Source organism: Stenotrophomonas sp. (assembly GCF_032099025.1).
Taxonomy (GTDB): domain Bacteria; phylum Pseudomonadota; class Gammaproteobacteria; order Xanthomonadales; family Xanthomonadaceae; genus Stenotrophomonas.
This window is the reverse complement of the sequence record NZ_DAMCID010000018.1, coordinates 54,682-70,651: the sequence shown is the minus strand read 5'-3', so window position 1 is coordinate 70,651 and position 15,970 is coordinate 54,682. Positions and strand designations below refer to the sequence as shown.

Here is a 15,970-nt window from a genome sequence, read left to right as displayed (position 1 = left end):
GCGGCCCGTATCCTTGCCGCATGAACACCCCGATTTTCCCGATTTCCTCGCTGCTGCCGCAGATTGCCGCGCACCTGGCCAGCCACACGCGGCTGGTGCTGGAAGCGCCGCCCGGCGCCGGCAAGACCACCCAGGTGCCGCTGGCATTGCTGGACGCGCCGTGGCTGCAGGGCCGCAGGATCATCATGCTGGAACCCCGCCGGGTCGCCGCGCGCAGCGCCGCGCAGTTCATGGCGCGGCAGCTGGACGAAGAGGTCGGCGGCACCGTGGGCTACCGCATCCGCTTCGAGAACAAGGTGACCGCGCGTACCCGGGTGGAGGTAGTTACCGAGGGCATCCTGACCCGCATGCTGCAGGACGACCCGATGCTGGACGGCGTGGGCGCGCTGCTGTTCGATGAATTCCACGAACGCCACCTGGCCGCCGATCTCGGCCTTGCCCTGGCCCTGGATGTGCAGGCACAGCTGCGCGAAGACCTGCGCATCGTGGTGATGTCGGCCACGCTGGATGGCGAGCGGTTGGCGCAGTTCCTCGACGCGCCCCGCCTCAGCAGCGAAGGCCGCAGCTTCCCGGTGGCGATCAGTCATTTTCCGGCGCGGCGCGACGAAGCGCTTGAGGCGCAGGCGCGGCGCGCGGTGGAGCAGGCGCTGGCCGAACACCCCGGCGACGTGCTGGTGTTCCTGCCCGGTCAGCGCGAAATCGCCCGCACCCAGGCCGCGCTGGACCAGGCGCTGCCCGCCGATATCCAGGTGCTGCCGCTGCACGGCGAGCTGCCGGTGGAACAACAGTCACGGGTGCTGCAGCCCGACCCGCACGGCCAGCGCCGCGTGGTGCTGGCCACCAACGTGGCCGAATCGTCGGTCACGTTGCCCGGCGTGCGCGTGGTGATCGATGCGGGGCTGGCGCGCGAGCCGCGCTACGACCCCAACAGCGGCTTCGCACGGCTGGACGTGGTGAGCATCGCGCAGGCATCGGCTGACCAGCGCGCCGGTCGTGCGGGGCGCGTGGCCGATGGCTGGGCGTGGCGGCTGTGGCCGCAGTCGCAGCGGCTGGAGTCGCAGCGCCGGCCGGAGATCGCGCAGGTGGAACTGGCGGCACTGGCGCTGGAACTGGCGGCGTGGGGCAGCGACGACCTGCGCTTCGTGGATGCGCCACCCGTGGGCGCGATGGCGGCGGCACGCGAACTGCTGCAGCGCCTGGACGCGCTGAGCGACACCGGCGGGCTCACCGCGCTGGGCCGGCGCATGCTCACGCTGGGCACGCACCCGCGGCTGGCGGCGATGCTGCTGGCCGCCGGCAGCGGCACCGAACAGGCGCTGGCCTGCGACCTGGCGGCAGTGGTGGAGGCACGCGATCCGCTGCGCCAGGGCGGCGATGCGCTGGCGGCGCGATGGCGTGCGCTGGCGGCCTTCCGCCAAGGCCGCGTGCCGCACGATGCCAACCGTGGCGCGCTGGCTGCCATCGATGCAGCCAGCAAGCAGTGGCGGCGACGCCTGCGCTGCGACGCGCTGCCGCCGACGTCGGTGGAGGCCCACCAGCTCGGCGACCTGCTCGCCCATGCCTTCCCTGACCGGATCGCCGCACGCCACCCTGCCGATCCGCTGCGCTACCTGCTGGCCAATGGCCGCAGCGCGCGTCTGTTCGATCCCAGCGACCTGCGCGGCGAGCCGTGGCTGGTGGCGGTGGAGCTGCGCTACGAGGCGCGCGACGCGCTGCTGCTGCGCGCCGCGCCGGTGGATGAGAACCGGCTGCGCCGCGATTTCCCGCAGCGCTTCCGGCAGGAGGACGTGGTGCGCTGGGACGCGGAGAAGCGCGCACTGGTCGCACGCCGCGAAAGCCGCTTCGACCGCATCGTGCTGGACAGCCGCTCGGCCGGCCGGGTCGACCCGGCGCAGGCGGCCCAGGCGCTCACCGAGGCCGTACGCGAGCTGGGACTGGATGCCTTGCCGTGGACCGACGGGCTGCGCCAGTGGCAGGCACGTGCGCTGGCCTTGCGCACCTGGATGCCTGAGCTTGAACTGCCCGACGTGTCCGATGCCGCGCTGATGGGGACACTGCCGACATGGCTGACGCCGGCCTTCAACGGCAGGACCCGGCTGGATGCGCTGGACGAGTCGGCCTTGGGCGAAGCGCTGAAGTCGCCCGTTCCATGGGCACAGCGCCAGCTGATCGATCGCCATGCGCCGCTGCGCATCACGGTGCCCTCGGGCATGGAACGGCCGATCCACTACGCCATCGACGCCGACGGCACCACGCCGCAGCCGCCGGTGCTGGCGGTCAAGCTGCAGGAGCTGTTCGGGCTGGCCGACACGCCACGCATTGCCGATGGCCGCGTTCCGCTCACCCTGCACCTGCTCTCCCCCGGTGGCCGGCCGCTCCAGGTCACCCAGGACCTGCGCAATTTCTGGGCGAACACGTATGCCGAGGTAAAGAAGGAAATGAAAGGGCGCTACCCGAGGCACCCGTGGCCGGATGACCCGTGGACGGCCAGCGCCACGCATCGGGCCAAGCCCCGCGGGACGTAGCGCCACGCCGTGCGTGGCTGCGCGATGGACCCTGCACCGCGATCAGCCACGCACGGCGTGGCTCTACGGCGACCGACCTGAATCAATCCTGCAGATTGGTTATCGTCGTGACCAGACCGTGGGCGGCGGATAACACGCCCTACACGGCCACCGGGCGACACTGGATTCCGAACCGAGGCAAAGGACCCCCCATGAGCAGACTGACCGTTATTACCGACCGCGCCCTTGAGCGTGCACTGGATCTGGCAAGCAGCGCGGGCGATGGCCTGAAGCACGCCGGCACCAATCTGCGCCACTTCGGCCCGCAGGCAACCGACTGGATCAAGACCGGTGCGGCGCTCGGGGCGGTGAAGACCGGCAGCAAGGTGGCCGCCAAGGTGGTACGCCGCAACCCGGCCGCGACCATTGCCGTGGCAGCGGTGGGGGTGGGCCTGCTGGGCTACGCGCTGTACCGCAAGCAGCAGAAGAAGAAGCTGGCCAATGGTGGCGTGGTGAATGGGCAGGCGCAGCGCATCAGCGCCCGCAACCGCCGCAACGACACCGTGGTGGATGAGCACAGCGATATCGGCAGCGACGCCTGAACCATCGGGCGCGTGGCTGGAACAGAAGACCGCCGGCATGTCCGGCGGTTTTTTTTGGGCGACCATCCTTTACGCGTTCGCTGCATCTGACGCGGTAGCGCCACGCCCTGCGTGGCTGCCACGTGGGCCCGCATCGCGCGCAGCCACGCAGGGCGTGGCTCTACCAAGTGATGCGGGCTCTCAACCGATCCTGCGCCATTGCCCCGGCTGCAGGTCGCCCAGCGCATGCGGGCCCATCGAAACGCGCACCAGACGCAGCGTGGGCAGGCCGACGGCGGCGGTCATGCGCCGCACCTGGCGGTTGCGGCCCTCGCGCAGGGTGATCGCCAACCAGGCATCCGGTACCGTCTTGCGGAACCGTACTGGTGGATTGCGCGGCCATAGCGCGGGCGTCTCCAGCCGCTCCACGCGTGCCGGCAGGGTCGGCCCATCGTTCAACTGTACCCCGCTGCGCAACGCCTGCACCTGCTCGTCGCTGGGCGTGCCTTCCACCTGCACCCAGTAGGTCTTGTCTTCCTTGTGCCGCGGGTCGGTGAGGCGATGCGCCAGCCCGCCGTCATCGGTGAGCAGCAGCAGGCCTTCGCTGTCGTAGTCCAGCCGCCCGGCCGCGTACACGTCCGGCGGCAGTCCGAAGCCGGCCAGCGTCGCGCGCGGCGGTTGGCTGCTGTCGGTGAACTGGCACAGGACGTTGAAGGGCTTGTTGAAGGCGATGAGCATGGGGCGCAGGACGACGGTGGGGGGAGCATTGTCCCACCCACCGTGCCCGCCGGCATTACTTCGCCGGTTTGATGAAGCGCAGCGTCATGCGGTCGCTCTCGCCGATGGCCTTGTACCTGGCTTCATCGGCGGCGTCGTGGTTGTTGCTCGGCGGCAGGGTCCACACGCCGTTGGGGTAGTCCTTGGTATCGCGCGGGTTGGCATTGATCTCGCTGCTGCCGGCCAGCTCGAAGCCTGCCGCCTTCGCCATCGCGATGACCTGGGCCTGGCCCACATAGCCACTCTTGTCATTGGCCGGCACATCGGCCTTGGCGCGGTGTTCCACCACGCCCAGCACGCCGCCCGGCTTGAGCACGCGGTAGAAGCCCTTGAACATGCCCTCGGCCTGGTCGGCGGTGCGCCAGTTGTGCACGTTGCGGAAGGTCAGCACGGTGTCCACCGAGCCATCCGCGCCAAACTGCGGTGCGGCCGGGTCGAAGCCCACCACGCGTGCCTTGCCGTACAACGCCGGTGTGTCGGCGAACTTCTTCTCCAGCCCGCTCTTGCCGCGTGCCTGGTAGTCACGCGCACGCCCTTCGGGCACGGCCATCGGATCGACCACGGCGGCGATGTAGTGGCCCTTGTCATGCAGCAGCGGTGCGAGGATTTCCGAGTACCAGCCGCCTCCTGGGGTGATCTCGATGACCGCCTGGCCCGGCTGCACGCCGAAGAACGACAGGGTCTGGGCCGGGTGCCGGTAGGCATCGCGCGCGACATTGGCCGGGGTGCGGCTCTTGCCATCGACCGCCGCCTGCACCGCAGGGGTGATGGCGACCTGTGCGTTGGCACCGGCAGGCTTGACCGCCAGGGCCGGGGCGGCGAGCAGCAGCGTGGAAACAGTGAACAGGCAGGCACAGCTGAGCGAACGGGCTTTCATCGGATCACCTCCGGTGGCGGGATGCGGCGAGACTAGCAGCCGCGATGTCAAAGGTGTTCACAAAACGTTAGTGCAGTGCAGCGAAGCGGAACACTGTTTTGTGCCCGCCGCCGCAGCGGTGTCATGGGCAGGCACTTATGCTGTTGCATTGGATTCGATTGGAGGAGATGCCCATGACTGCACCGCGCGAACTCGGCCGTTCCGGCCTGAAAGTGCTGCCCATCGCGTTCGGCGGCAACGTGTTCGGCTGGGGCGCTGACGAGAAGACCTCGTTCGCACTGCTCGATGCGTTTGTCGATGCCGGCTACACCCTGGTCGACACCGCCGACGCCTATTCGGCCTGGGTGCCTGGCAACAAGGGCGGGGAGTCGGAAGCCATCCTGGGCCGCTGGTTCCAGCGCAGCGGCAAGCGCGACAAGGTCGTACTGGCCACCAAAGTGGCGAAGTGGGCCGAACGCCCCGGGCTGTCGGCAGACAACATTGCGGCGGCGGTGGAGGATTCACTGCGCCGCCTGCAGACCGACGTGATCGATCTGTACCAGGCGCACGAGGACGACGAGTCCACGCCGCTGGAGACCACGCTGGCCGCCTTCGGCCGGTTGATCGAGCAGGGCAAGGTGCGCGCCATCGGCGCGTCCAACTACAGCGCCGAACGCCTGCGCGACGCGCTCAAGGTGTCGGCCGACTACAAACTGCCGCGCTACGAGACGCTGCAGCCGGAGTACAACCTGTACGACCGGGCCGGCTACGAGAGCGGGCTGGAAGCGGTCGCACGCGAGAACGGGCTGGGCGTGATCAGTTACTACTCGCTGGCCAGTGGCTTCCTCAGCGGCAAGTACCGCAGTGCGGACGATGCGGCCAAGAGCAGCTCGCGCGGCAGCAGCGTGGTGGCGAAGTATGTCAATCCGCGCGGCCTGCGCATTCTGGAGGCACTGGATGACATCGCCGCCAAGCACGCCGCCACGGCCGCACAGGTGGCGATCGCCTGGTTGATTGCCCGCCCGGGCATCACCGCACCGATTGTCAGCGCCACCAGCGTGGCGCAGCTCCATGACGTGCTGGCCGCCGCGCAGGTGGCCCTGTCGGCCGACGACGTTGCACAGCTGGATGCCGCCAGCGCCGAGTAACGCGCCGTCGATCCACGCCTGCGTGGCTGGGGTGGCTCCACGACCCGGTGGATCCACGCCCTGCGATATGCGCCCATGCAATCACCCCGTCGCCAGGCTCCCGCTGATGCCGATTGAGATCGCGTAGAGCCGGCCGACGGTCGGCGACGCCGGTCAGGCCGCCGTGCTGTCTTCCGCCACCAGTGCGTGGTGCAGGCTCACGCCGGCGCGCACGCCTTCAGCGCTGGCCAGGGTGATGTTGCCCATCACGCTGGCATCGCCGGCGGCGTATACGCCGGGCACCGTGGTCTGCTTCTGCGCATCGACCCGCACCAGCACCCCAACCGGGCTCTCATCCAGCGCACAGCCCAGCTGTTCCACCAGCGGGGAGCCCATGTGCTGGCGCGCGGTGACGAACAGCGCGCGCAGGTCGATGCGGCGACCGTCGGCAAGCAGTGCCGCGCTCAGCTGCGGAGCCTCGCCTTCCAGCGCGACCACCTCGCTGGTTTCGATGCGCACGCCGCGGCGCTGCAGGGTGGCGATCGCATCGTCTTCCAGGGTCATGCCCTGCGCGAACAGCGTGACCTGCCCCCAGTCGGCCAGCACGCCGGCCATCATGCTGGACAGTGCGTGGCCGCCAAGCAGCCCGATGGCTCCGCCACCCACTTCATAGCCGTGGCAGTAGGGGCAGTGCAGCACGCTGTGGCCCCAGCGTTCGGACAGGCCGGGAAGGTCGGGAAGCGCATCGCGTACGCCGGTGGCCAGCAGCAGCTTGCGGGTGGCCCAGGTGTCACCGCCGGCGGTGTGCACCGCGAAGCCGTCCACGGTGACCTGCGCATCGGTGGCGGTGTCACTGATCCAGCGCACGCTGGGGTAATCGAGCAGCTGCGCCTTGGCCTGCCGCAGCAGCTCACCGCCGCCGATGCCATCCAGGCCCAGCACGCCGTGCGAGTGCGCGGCAAAGCGGTTGCGCGGCAGGCCGCTGTCGATCACCAGCACGCTGCGGCGCGCACGCGCGAGCATCATGGCGGCGGACAGGCCGGCGTAACTGCCGCCGACGATCACGGCATCAAAGGTCATGCGCTGCTCCTGTGGCGTGGTGGGCCAGGTGCCGGGCGAAGGCGTCGCCCAGCGTGGCCAGGGTGGTGGCATGGAGGCGTTGTTCGAGCAGCACCTGAGCCTGCTGGTAGCTGTCATCCAGCGCGCTGTTGACGACCTGCTGCACCGGGCAGCCACGCCCGGTGTCGCGCGCGCCGATATGCAACAACGCCGGCGAGCCGATGGCCACGTAGACGTCGTGCAGGGTGATGGTGGCCGGGTCGCGTGCCAGCTGGCTGCCGCCACCGTGGCCGCGCACGGTGTGCACCAGGCCGCCTTTGTGCAGCGCGGCCAGCAACCGACGAATCACCACCGGGTGTGTGGGCAGGCAGGTGGCCAGCTGCTCGGACGTGCGGGGCCCGGGCTGGCCCACCAGGTGGGCCATGACATGCAGGGCGTCGGAAAACTGGGTGCTGGATTTCATGTAACGCCAATAGTTACATATTAACGCCGCGTTGGGTAGCGCCGGCTGTTGGCCAGCCCCTGCAGACGTTCACCGTTCATGAGGGCCGGGCAACGGTGGGCACCTACCGGAGGAACGCGGCGCCGGTCATGGCATCACCCAGGTAGTCCAGGAACGACGTGATCCGCGCGGACACCGCCGTGTTGCGGTAGTACACCGCGTGGATCGGCTGGCGCACCTCGACGGTCAGGGTGGGCAGCAGTTGCACGAGCGTGCCTGCATCGCGGTCGCGCTGGGTCATGAAGTCGGACAGGCAGACGATGCCGGCCCCTTCCAGTGCCAGGCGGCGCAGGGTCTCGCCGCTGGACACGGCCACCGCCGGCCGGATGTGCAGCAGTGCGTCGGTGCGGCCGGGCAGCGGCCAGTGGTTGAGCGAGTCCGGTTCGTTGAAACCGAGCAGTGCGTGTCCGGCCAGGTCTTCCACGCCCTGGGGCGTGCCGTGCTGCGCCAGGTAGGCCGGGCTGGCCAGCACCCGCAGGCGGCTGTGCGCCAGCGGGCGCGCATGCAGGGTGGAGTCGGCCAGCGGGCCGATGCGGATGGCCACGTCGGTGCGCCGTTCCAGCAGGTCGATGTAGCGCTCGCTGCTGTTGAGTTCCAGCTGCACCTCCGGGTAACGGGCGCGGTAGCCCGCCACCAGCGGAGCGATCACATGCAGCACGAACGGGGTGGCCGCATCCACGCGGAGCCGCCCCGCCGGGCGTTGCCGCCGCGCAGCCACCTGCTCTTCAGCCGCTTCCACTGATGCCACGATCGCGCGGGCCTGGGCCAGGAAGGCATCGCCCTCCTCGGTCAGCTGCAGCCGCCGCGTGGTGCGGGTGAGCAGGGTCGTGCCCAGCTTCTCCTCCAGTCGGCCCAGTGCGCGGCTGACGCCCGAGGTGGTCTGGCCCAGCGCCTCGGCAGCAGCCGTGATCGAGCCGCTGTCGATGACGGCAATGAACGCCTGCATTTCGTCCAGGGTGGTCTTCATGGCGTGGTCCGTCGGGCAGGCCCCATTATTGACCAGAACTCAATAGTCATTGGCGTGAAGACCGCTGTTTCGGCAAGAGTCTGGCGCGCAGACTGCGCAGCCTGTCCTCCCACCGGTAACGACCATGTCCCGCGGCATCCCCTTGGCCTTGTTGGCGCTGACGCTCGGTGCGTACGCCATCGGCACGACTGAATTCGTCATCGTCGGGCTGATCCCGACCATTGCCGCCGACCTTGGCGTGTCCCTGCCCTCGGCGGGCCTGCTGGTCTCGCTGTACGCGTTGGGGGTGGCGGTGGGTGCGCCGGTGCTGACCGCGCTGACCGGGCGGGTGCCGCGCAAGACGCTGCTGGTGGCGCTGATGGTGCTGTTCACCCTGGGCAACGTGATTGCGTGGATGGCCCCGGGGTACGGCTCGCTGATCGTGGCCCGCATCCTGACCGGCCTGGCGCACGGCGTGTTCTTCTCGATCGGCTCGATCATCGCCACATCGGTAGTTCCTAAAGAGAAGGCGGCCAGCGCGATCGCGATCATGTTCACCGGCCTCACCGTGGCGCTGGTCACCGGCGTGCCGCTGGGTACGTTCATCGGCCAGCACCTGGGCTGGCGGGCGACCTTCCTGGCGGTGGCGGCGCTGGGCGTGATCGCCCTGCTCGGCAGCCTGCTGTTCGTGCCGCGCAACCTGCAGCGCAGTGCGCCGGCCACGTTCGGCCAGCAGCTGGCGGTACTGGCGCAGCCGCGCCTGCTGCTGGTGTATGCGATCACCGCACTGGGCTATGGCGGCACGTTCCTGTCGTTCACCTACCTCGCCTCGATCCTGCAGGACGTCACCGGCTTCGCGCCGAACGCGGTAAGCGGCGTGCTGCTGGTGTACGGCGTGTCGGTGGCGATCGGCAACCTGTGGGGCGGCCGCCTGGCCGACCGTCGCGGCCCGATTCCGGCGCTGAAGCTGATCTTCGGGTTGCTGGCGCTGGTGCTGTTCGCCCTGACCTTCACCGCCTACAACATGTGGCTGGTGCTGCTGACCGTGCTGGCCCTGGGCGCAGTGGCATTCGGCAACGTGCCCGGGCTGCAGGTGTACGTGGTGAAGCAGGCGCAGCGCTTTGCACCGCAGGCGGCGGACGTGGCCTCGGGCCTGAACATCGCCGCGTTCAATGTGGGTATCGCATTGGGTGCGTCGCTGGGCGGGCTGGTGGTCGATCACCTTGGGTTGATGCATACCCCGTGGCTGGGCGCGCTGGTGGTGCTGGGTGCGCTGGGGTTGACTGTGTTGAGTGGGCGGTTGGATGCCCGCGATGGTGTTGAGGCGCGTGCCGACGGGATTTCGGTGGCGGCGCATTGAGAGGAGCTCCATCCTCTTGTTTCTCTTGTTTAACGGTGTACGGCGTAGCCTGCACTGCCCCCCTTTGAAGGAGTTTTCATGCGCATTCCCGCCTTTGGCCTCGGCACGTTCCGCCTGAAGGACCAGACCGTCATCGATTCGGTCCGCAACGCGCTGGACGTGGGCTACCGCGCCATCGATACGGCACAGATCTACGGCAATGAGGCCGAGGTTGGCCAGGCCATCGCCGATTCCGGCGTGGCGCGCGACGATCTGTTCATCACCACCAAGGTCTGGATCGCCAGCTTCCAGCACGACGCGCTGCTGGACAGCCTGCGCGGGAGCCTGCGCAAGCTGCGCACCGACCACGTCGACCTGACCCTGATCCACTGGCCGTCGCCGAACGATGCCGTGCCGATGGCGGAGTACCTGGGCGCGCTGGCACAGGCCAAGGCCGAGGGCCTGACCCGGCAGATCGGCATTTCCAACTTCACCATCGACCTGACCCGCCAGGCCATCGATATCCTCGGTGCCGATGCCATCGCCACCAACCAGATCGAAGTGCACCCCTACCTGCAGAACCGCGCGCTGATCGCGTTCCTGCGCGAGCAGGGCATCCATGTCACCGCATACATGAGCCTGGCCTACGGCGACGTATTGAAGGACCCGGTCATCCAGGCCATCGCCGAGCGTCACAACGCCACGCCTGCACAGGTGGCGCTGGCCTGGGCGCTGCAGCAGGGCTTCGCGGTCATCCCCTCCTCCACCCGGCGCGAGAACCTGGCCAGCAACCTGCTCGCCGCGGACCTGCGCCTGGGCGAGGACGACATGGCGCAGATCGCCACGCTGGATCGCGGCCAGCGGCTGGCGAATCCGGAGGGGATCGCACCGGCGTGGGATTGACGCACTTTGTTCACGATTCCATACCCAGAGGCGCATACGGTATTGAATCGTGAACTTTTCATCGTGCCATGCTGCGAGAGACCGGCGCAGGCCTCTGCGCATTTAAAAGTTCACTATTCAATACGTAGATTGGGTTAATGTATTGAATAGTGAACAATCTGCTCTAGTGCGGCCCGCTGGCGGCTCAGGCCGGCAGCCACGCGCGCATGGCGGCGCTGACGTCGTCCGGCTTTTCCATCGGCGCCAGGTGCCCGCAATCGGGCAGCACCACCAGCGTCGAGCCCGGTGCCAGCGCGTGCATCTCTTCGCTGATCGGCAACGGCGTGATGCGGTCGTTGGCGCCGCACACGATCAGCAGCGGATCGCGATAGGCGGCCAGTACATCGCGGCCGTCCGCCCGGTCCAGCGCGCTCTGGCGCAGGAATACCTCGGCACCGAGCCGCGTGGTCATGTCACGCACGCGCTGCACGAGCACGTAGTCGTCCAGGCGCGAGGCGTCGATGTAGCTGCGCATGAGCGTGTCGCCAAAGCCATGGAAGGTACCCGGCAGGCGCACGCTGGCCTGCTGGGTGCGACGTTGCGCGGCCCGCTCGGGCGAATCGGCGTGGAAGGACGTATCGATCAGCGCCAACCGCAGCACCCGCTCGGGCGCGGTGCGCAGGATCTGCTGGGCCACGAAGCCACCCAGCGAGAACCCGGCCAGCGCGAACCGCTCCGGTGCCTGGGCCAGCACGTCATCGACCACGGCCTGCAGGGTCTCGCCACGGGTCTGGTCGCCGACGGTGCACACGGCGATATCGGACAGGGCGGCAATCTGCGCGCGCCAGAGTTCGGCGTCGTTGAGCAGGCCCGGCAACAGCAACAGCGGCGTTCGATCGGTCATGCGGCACATTGTCAGGCCTGGCCCGTGCACGGACCATGCCCGGCATGGGTCAGTGCGTTGCGCCTTCGGGCGGTTCGGGCACCTGCACGCTCTGCACCGGCAGGGTCACCACCATCACCGTGGAGTCGTCCGGATCCAGCCGGGTCTTGAACCCCAGGCTCTGGCACATCGCCAGCATGGTGCTGTTCTCACGCAGCACCTGGCCTTCGATGATGTTGAGCCCAAGCCACTGCGCGTACTCGATCATGATCGTCATCAGGCGCCAGCCGATGCCGTGGCCCTTGAGGTCGGAGCGGATCAGGATGCCGTACTCGCCGCGGTCGTAATCGGCGTCGGCGTGCAGCCGCACCGCACCCAGCATGTCGCCGCTGCGCGGGTCGATGGCCACCAGCGCGATCGAGCGGGCGTAGTCGAGCTGGGTCAGGCGGGCGATGAATTCGTGGCTGAAATGCTTGACCGACTGGAAGAAGCGCAGCCGCAGGTCGTCATCGGTCACGCGCGCGAAGAAGGCGCGGAACAGCGCGTCATCCTCCGGGCGCACCGGGCGCACGAACGCGGGCGCACCGTCGGAGAGGGTGATGGTGCGTTCCCATTCCTGCGGATACGGGAACACCGCGAAGCGTGGGTGGCCACGGCCCTTGTGCAGTTTGCGCGACGGTGCGATCGCCACGCGCGCGTCGAGCGCGATGACGCCGTCGCGGTCGGCCAACAGCGGGTTGATGTCGAGCGTGCGTACTTCGGGAATGTCGGCCGCCAGTTGCGCCAGCTTGACCAGGATCAGCGCCACGGCGCGCTCGTCGGCGGCGGGAACGTCGCGGTACGCCTTGAGGATGCGCGACACGCGGGTCCGCCCGATCAGCTCATGGGCAAGGCGCAGGTCCAGCGGCGGCAGGGCCAGGGCCTTGTCGTCGATCACTTCGACGGCGGTGCCGCCACGGCCGAACACCACCACCGGGCCGAAGGTCGGGTCGTCGGCGATGCCGGCGATCAGTTCGCGCGCCTTGGGCCGCACGATGGTGGGCTGCACCAGCACGCCGTCGATCCGCGCCTGCGGGCGCATCTCATGGGCGCGGGCCAGGATGGAACTGGCGGCGGACTGCACCGCCTGCAGGGTGCCGAGGTTGAGGCGCACGCCATCGACATCGGACTTGTGCGGAATGTCGGCCGAGAACACCTTCACCGCCACGGTGGCGCCCTGCTCCAGCAACGGCTGGGCCAGGTCCATGGCCTCGTGCGGATCGCGGGCCTGCATCACCGGCGCGGAGGGAATGCCGTAGGCCGTGAGCAGCTGGTGGGTGGCGATCGGATCCAGCCACTGCTGGCCGGCGGCCAGCGCGGCCTCGACGATGGCGCGCGCGGCCGCGGTATCGACCACGAAATCCTGCGGCAGGCTTGGCGGGGTTTCCATCAGCGCGGCCTGCGCGTCGCGGTAACGCACCAGGTGCTGGAAGCCGCGCACGGCTTCGGCCTCGGTGGGATAAGTGGGCACGCGGGCCGCGTTGAGGGTGGCGGTGGCGCGGTCATCGTTGCCCAGCCAGACCGCGAACACGGGCTTGTCGCGGTGGTGGCGCGGGCGCAGGCCGAGGGTGCGGGTCAGCGCCTGGGCGGCGTCGGCCGACGAGGTGAACGCGGTGGGCACGTTGACGACGAGGACGGCATCGTTGCCGTTGTCGGACATCAACGCGTCGATGGCGGCGGCGTAGCGGTCACCGTCCGCATCGACCACGATATCCACGGGATTGCTGCGCGACCAGCCTTCGGGAAGGACGCCGTCGAGCTCGGCGATGGTGCCCGGCGAGAGTTCGGCGAGGGTACCGCGCAGGGCCAGCAGCTGGTCGACGGCGAGCCGGCCGACGCCACCACCATTGCTGAGTATGGCGAGACGACGGCCCGGGAAGGTGCCAAGCCGGCCGAGGGTTTCAGCGGCGGTGAACAGTTCGTCCAGCGCGCTCACGCGGAGCAGGCCAGCGCGGTTGAACGCCGCGCCGTAGACCGCGTCGGAGCTGGCCAGCGCCTGCACGTGCGTGTCGCCATCCGGATCGATGCGGATGTGCCGGCCGGATTTGACCACCACCACGGGCTTGGCGCGGGCGGCGGCGCGGGCGGCGGACATGAACTTGCGGGCGTCGCGGATGTGTTCGACGTACAGCAGGATGGCGCGGGTGCGGTAGTCGGTGGCGAAGTAGTCGAGCAGGTCGCCGAAGTCGACGTCGAGCGCATCGCCAAGCGAAACCACGGCGGAGAATCCGACGGAGCGCGCGACGCCCCACTCCACCAGGGCGGCGGCGATCGCGCTGGATTCGGAAATGAGGGCAAGATCGCCCGCCTGCGGGAAATGCGCGGCGATGCTGGCATTGAGGCGGGCATGCGGCGCGATGACGCCCAGGCAGTGCGGGCCGAGGATGCGCAGGCCTTTCGGACGCGCGGCGGCCTCGACCTGTTCGGACAGCGAGCCGGGACCCTGCCCGAGGTTGGCGGTGAGGATGATGGCGGCGGCGACGCCGCGTTCGGCGGCGGTGGCGACCACCTGCGGGACGATACTGGCGGGTGCGGTGATGACGATCAGCTCAGGGACCCAATCCAGGTCCTTGAGCCGCTTGACCGTGCGGATGCCGTCGATTTCGCCGTAGCGCGGATTGATCCAGGCGACCTTGCCGGGAAACCCCGTGGCGCGCAGGTTGCGCATGACGGCGCGGCCGGCGGAGCGCTCGCGCGGGCTGCCGCCAACCACGGCGACCGATTGCGGACGGAACACGGATTGCAGGTGGTAGGTGCTCATGGGGTCGAACAGTCACCGGGACACGTGGTGACACGGTACACGGCTGGGGCTGCGGTTGGCATGATCTGGCGCAAAAGCAGCGCGCATGCACCGTAGAGCCACGCCCTGCGTGGCAGCAGCGGGACGCCCTGCAACGGGCGACAGGGCAGCCACGCAGGGCGTGGCGCTACGGTTGGTTCCGGCACTGCGCTGCCACGCAGGGCGTGGCGCTACAGCAACGTGCCGCTGAGGATCGCGGCGGCGATGCTGAAATAGATCACCAGGCCGGTAACGTCCACCAGGGTGGCCACGAACGGGGCCGAGGCACTGGCGGGGTCGAAGCCGAGACGCTTGAGGATGAAGGGCAGCATCGAACCGGACAGCGAGCCGAACGTGACGATGCCGACCAGCGCCGCGCCGATGGTCACCGCCAGCAGCTGCCAGTGTTCGCCGTAATCGTGCAGGCCCAGCAGCTGCCAGGACACGATGCGGATCATCGCCAGCACGCCGAGGATGGCGCCCAGGGTGATGCCGGTAGGCACTTCGCGCAGGGCCACCTTCCACCAGTCACGCAGGCGCAGTTCGCGCAGGGCCAAGCTGCGGATCAGCAGCGAGGTGGCCTGCGAACCGGAGTTGCCGCCGGAGCTCATGATCAGCGGAATGAACAGGGTGAGCACCACGGCGCGGGCCAGCTCGTCCTCGTAATGCTGCATGGCGCTGGCGGTGAGCATTTCGCCCAGGAACAGCACGCTGAGCCAGCCGGCGCGCTTGCGCAGCATCTCGAAGAAGCCGATCTGCATGTACGGCTTTTCCAGCGCTTCCATGCCGCCGAACTTGTGCGCGTCTTCGGTGGACTCTTCGATGAGCGCATCCAGGATGTCGTCCACGGTGACGATGCCCAGCACGTGCTGGCGCGCGTCGACCACGGGGATGGCCAGCAGATCGTGGCGGCGGATCAGCTGCGCCACCTCTTCCTGGTCGAGCAAGGCGTCGACCGTGACCGGCGGGTTGACCTGGGCCACGTCAAGGATGGGTTCGTCGGGCAGGCCGGTGATCAGCCGCCGCATGGTGACGACCTGCTGCAGCGCCTGCGTGCGCGGGTCGAGCACGTAGATGGCGTAGACGGTCTCGCGGGTGCGTTCCACTTCGCGGATGTGCTGCAGCGTGCGGCCCACGGTCCAGTCGGCGGGCACGCTGACGAACTCGGTGGTCATCAGCGCGCCGGCGGTGTGCGCCGGATAGCTGAGCAGCTGCTGGATGGCCTGGCGCGACTCGGGGCTGAGCAGCGGGATCAGGCGCGCGCGCTCGTCCTCGTCCAGCTCATGCACGATGTCGGTGGCACGGTCGTCGGCCATCAGCCCCAGCAGCGCGGCGGCCTTGGCCACCGGCAGGGTGGCGATGAGGTCGCCACTGCGGGTCAGCTCGGGCTGCTCGAGCATTTTCACTGCGCGCGGCAACGGCACTGCGGCCAGGGTGTCGGCGGCGCGCGACAGTTCCAGGGTGTTGAGGTATTCCACCGCGTCAGCGGTGTTGAAGTCCTGCAGGGGTGCGCTCAGGGCGACAGCATCGGCTGCCGGGCGCAGGAGGTCTTTCTGGTTCATGGGGTTCGCCTTGTGGATCGCGATTGCGCGACGCCAACGCTGGCGAACCGTCCCGTGTCAGGCGGTGGCCATCGCTGGCGTCGAGCAAGGTCGACTTCTACTGTCGCTGGACATGGGTTTGGACTCCGGATGGG

General features: G+C 68.9%; 13 protein-coding genes. 5 read left to right on the top strand and 8 right to left on the bottom strand.

The features are described 5' to 3' along the window. Nucleotides 1-20 precede the first annotated feature (20 nt). Nucleotides 21-2,525, top strand: coding sequence for an ATP-dependent helicase HrpB (gene hrpB, locus RT456_RS13680; protein WP_313347542.1), 2,505 nt, complete (start codon nucleotides 21-23; stop codon nucleotides 2,523-2,525). 191 nt (nucleotides 2,526-2,716) lie between these two features. Next, entirely contained in the window at nucleotides 2,717-3,106 is a 390-nt protein-coding gene (locus RT456_RS13675; protein WP_313347540.1) for a hypothetical protein, read from the top strand. 180 nt (nucleotides 3,107-3,286) lie between these two features. On the opposite strand, the gene RT456_RS13670 is transcribed toward RT456_RS13675, so the two are convergent. Both RT456_RS13670 and RT456_RS13665 read right to left on the bottom strand, forming a co-directional pair. Further along, nucleotides 3,287-3,823 (bottom strand): pseudouridine synthase, encoded by a 537-nt coding sequence (locus tag RT456_RS13670; RefSeq protein ID WP_313347538.1) that lies wholly within the window; start codon nucleotides 3,821-3,823, stop codon nucleotides 3,287-3,289. A gap of 55 nt (nucleotides 3,824-3,878) precedes the next feature. Then, the gene (locus RT456_RS13665) at nucleotides 3,879-4,739 is read right to left on the bottom strand and encodes a methyltransferase domain-containing protein (protein ID WP_313347536.1); all 861 of its coding nucleotides are present in this window, start codon (nucleotides 4,737-4,739) and stop codon (nucleotides 3,879-3,881) included. A 173-nt stretch (nucleotides 4,740-4,912) separates the two neighbouring features. Between RT456_RS13665 and RT456_RS13660 the strand changes: the two genes are divergently transcribed. Continuing rightward, nucleotides 4,913-5,866, top strand: a complete 954-nt coding sequence (locus tag RT456_RS13660; RefSeq protein ID WP_313347534.1) for an aldo/keto reductase — start codon at nucleotides 4,913-4,915, stop codon at nucleotides 5,864-5,866. Between the two features lie 153 nt (nucleotides 5,867-6,019). Here the strand turns inward: RT456_RS13660 and RT456_RS13655 are convergent, their stop codons facing one another. From RT456_RS13655 to RT456_RS13645, 3 genes are all read right to left on the bottom strand, one after another. Continuing rightward, nucleotides 6,020-6,925 (bottom strand): NAD(P)/FAD-dependent oxidoreductase, encoded by a 906-nt coding sequence (locus RT456_RS13655; RefSeq protein ID WP_313347532.1) that lies wholly within the window; start codon nucleotides 6,923-6,925, stop codon nucleotides 6,020-6,022. Then, nucleotides 6,915-7,367, bottom strand: a complete 453-nt coding sequence (locus tag RT456_RS13650) for an Rrf2 family transcriptional regulator (protein ID WP_313347530.1) — start codon at nucleotides 7,365-7,367, stop codon at nucleotides 6,915-6,917. Before RT456_RS13650 ends, RT456_RS13655 begins: the two co-directional genes overlap by 11 nt. A gap of 103 nt (nucleotides 7,368-7,470) precedes the next feature. Further along, nucleotides 7,471-8,373 (bottom strand): LysR family transcriptional regulator, encoded by a 903-nt coding sequence (locus RT456_RS13645; RefSeq protein ID WP_313347528.1) that lies wholly within the window; start codon nucleotides 8,371-8,373, stop codon nucleotides 7,471-7,473. A gap of 124 nt (nucleotides 8,374-8,497) precedes the next feature. On the opposite strand from RT456_RS13645, the gene RT456_RS13640 reads away from it, so the two are divergent. After that, on the top strand, nucleotides 8,498-9,712 hold the full coding sequence (locus RT456_RS13640) for an MFS transporter (protein ID WP_313347526.1): 1,215 nt from the start codon (nucleotides 8,498-8,500) through the stop codon (nucleotides 9,710-9,712). Between the two features lie 78 nt (nucleotides 9,713-9,790). Further along, nucleotides 9,791-10,594, top strand: coding sequence for a 2,5-didehydrogluconate reductase DkgB (gene dkgB / locus RT456_RS13635; RefSeq protein WP_313347524.1), 804 nt, complete (start codon nucleotides 9,791-9,793; stop codon nucleotides 10,592-10,594). 184 nt (nucleotides 10,595-10,778) lie between these two features. Here dkgB and RT456_RS13630 read toward each other — a convergent pair whose 3' ends face one another. From RT456_RS13630 to mgtE, 3 genes are all read right to left on the bottom strand, one after another. Then, a complete protein-coding gene (locus RT456_RS13630; RefSeq protein WP_313347522.1) occupies nucleotides 10,779-11,477 on the bottom strand; it encodes an alpha/beta hydrolase in 699 nt (232 codons plus the stop codon). A gap of 49 nt (nucleotides 11,478-11,526) precedes the next feature. Beyond that, on the bottom strand, nucleotides 11,527-14,256 hold the full coding sequence (locus RT456_RS13625; RefSeq protein ID WP_313347520.1) for a bifunctional acetate--CoA ligase family protein/GNAT family N-acetyltransferase: 2,730 nt from the start codon (nucleotides 14,254-14,256) through the stop codon (nucleotides 11,527-11,529). A 209-nt stretch (nucleotides 14,257-14,465) separates the two neighbouring features. Next, nucleotides 14,466-15,836 (bottom strand): magnesium transporter, encoded by a 1,371-nt coding sequence (mgtE, locus tag RT456_RS13620; RefSeq protein WP_313347518.1) that lies wholly within the window; start codon nucleotides 15,834-15,836, stop codon nucleotides 14,466-14,468. Between the last annotated feature and the right edge of the window lie 134 nt (nucleotides 15,837-15,970).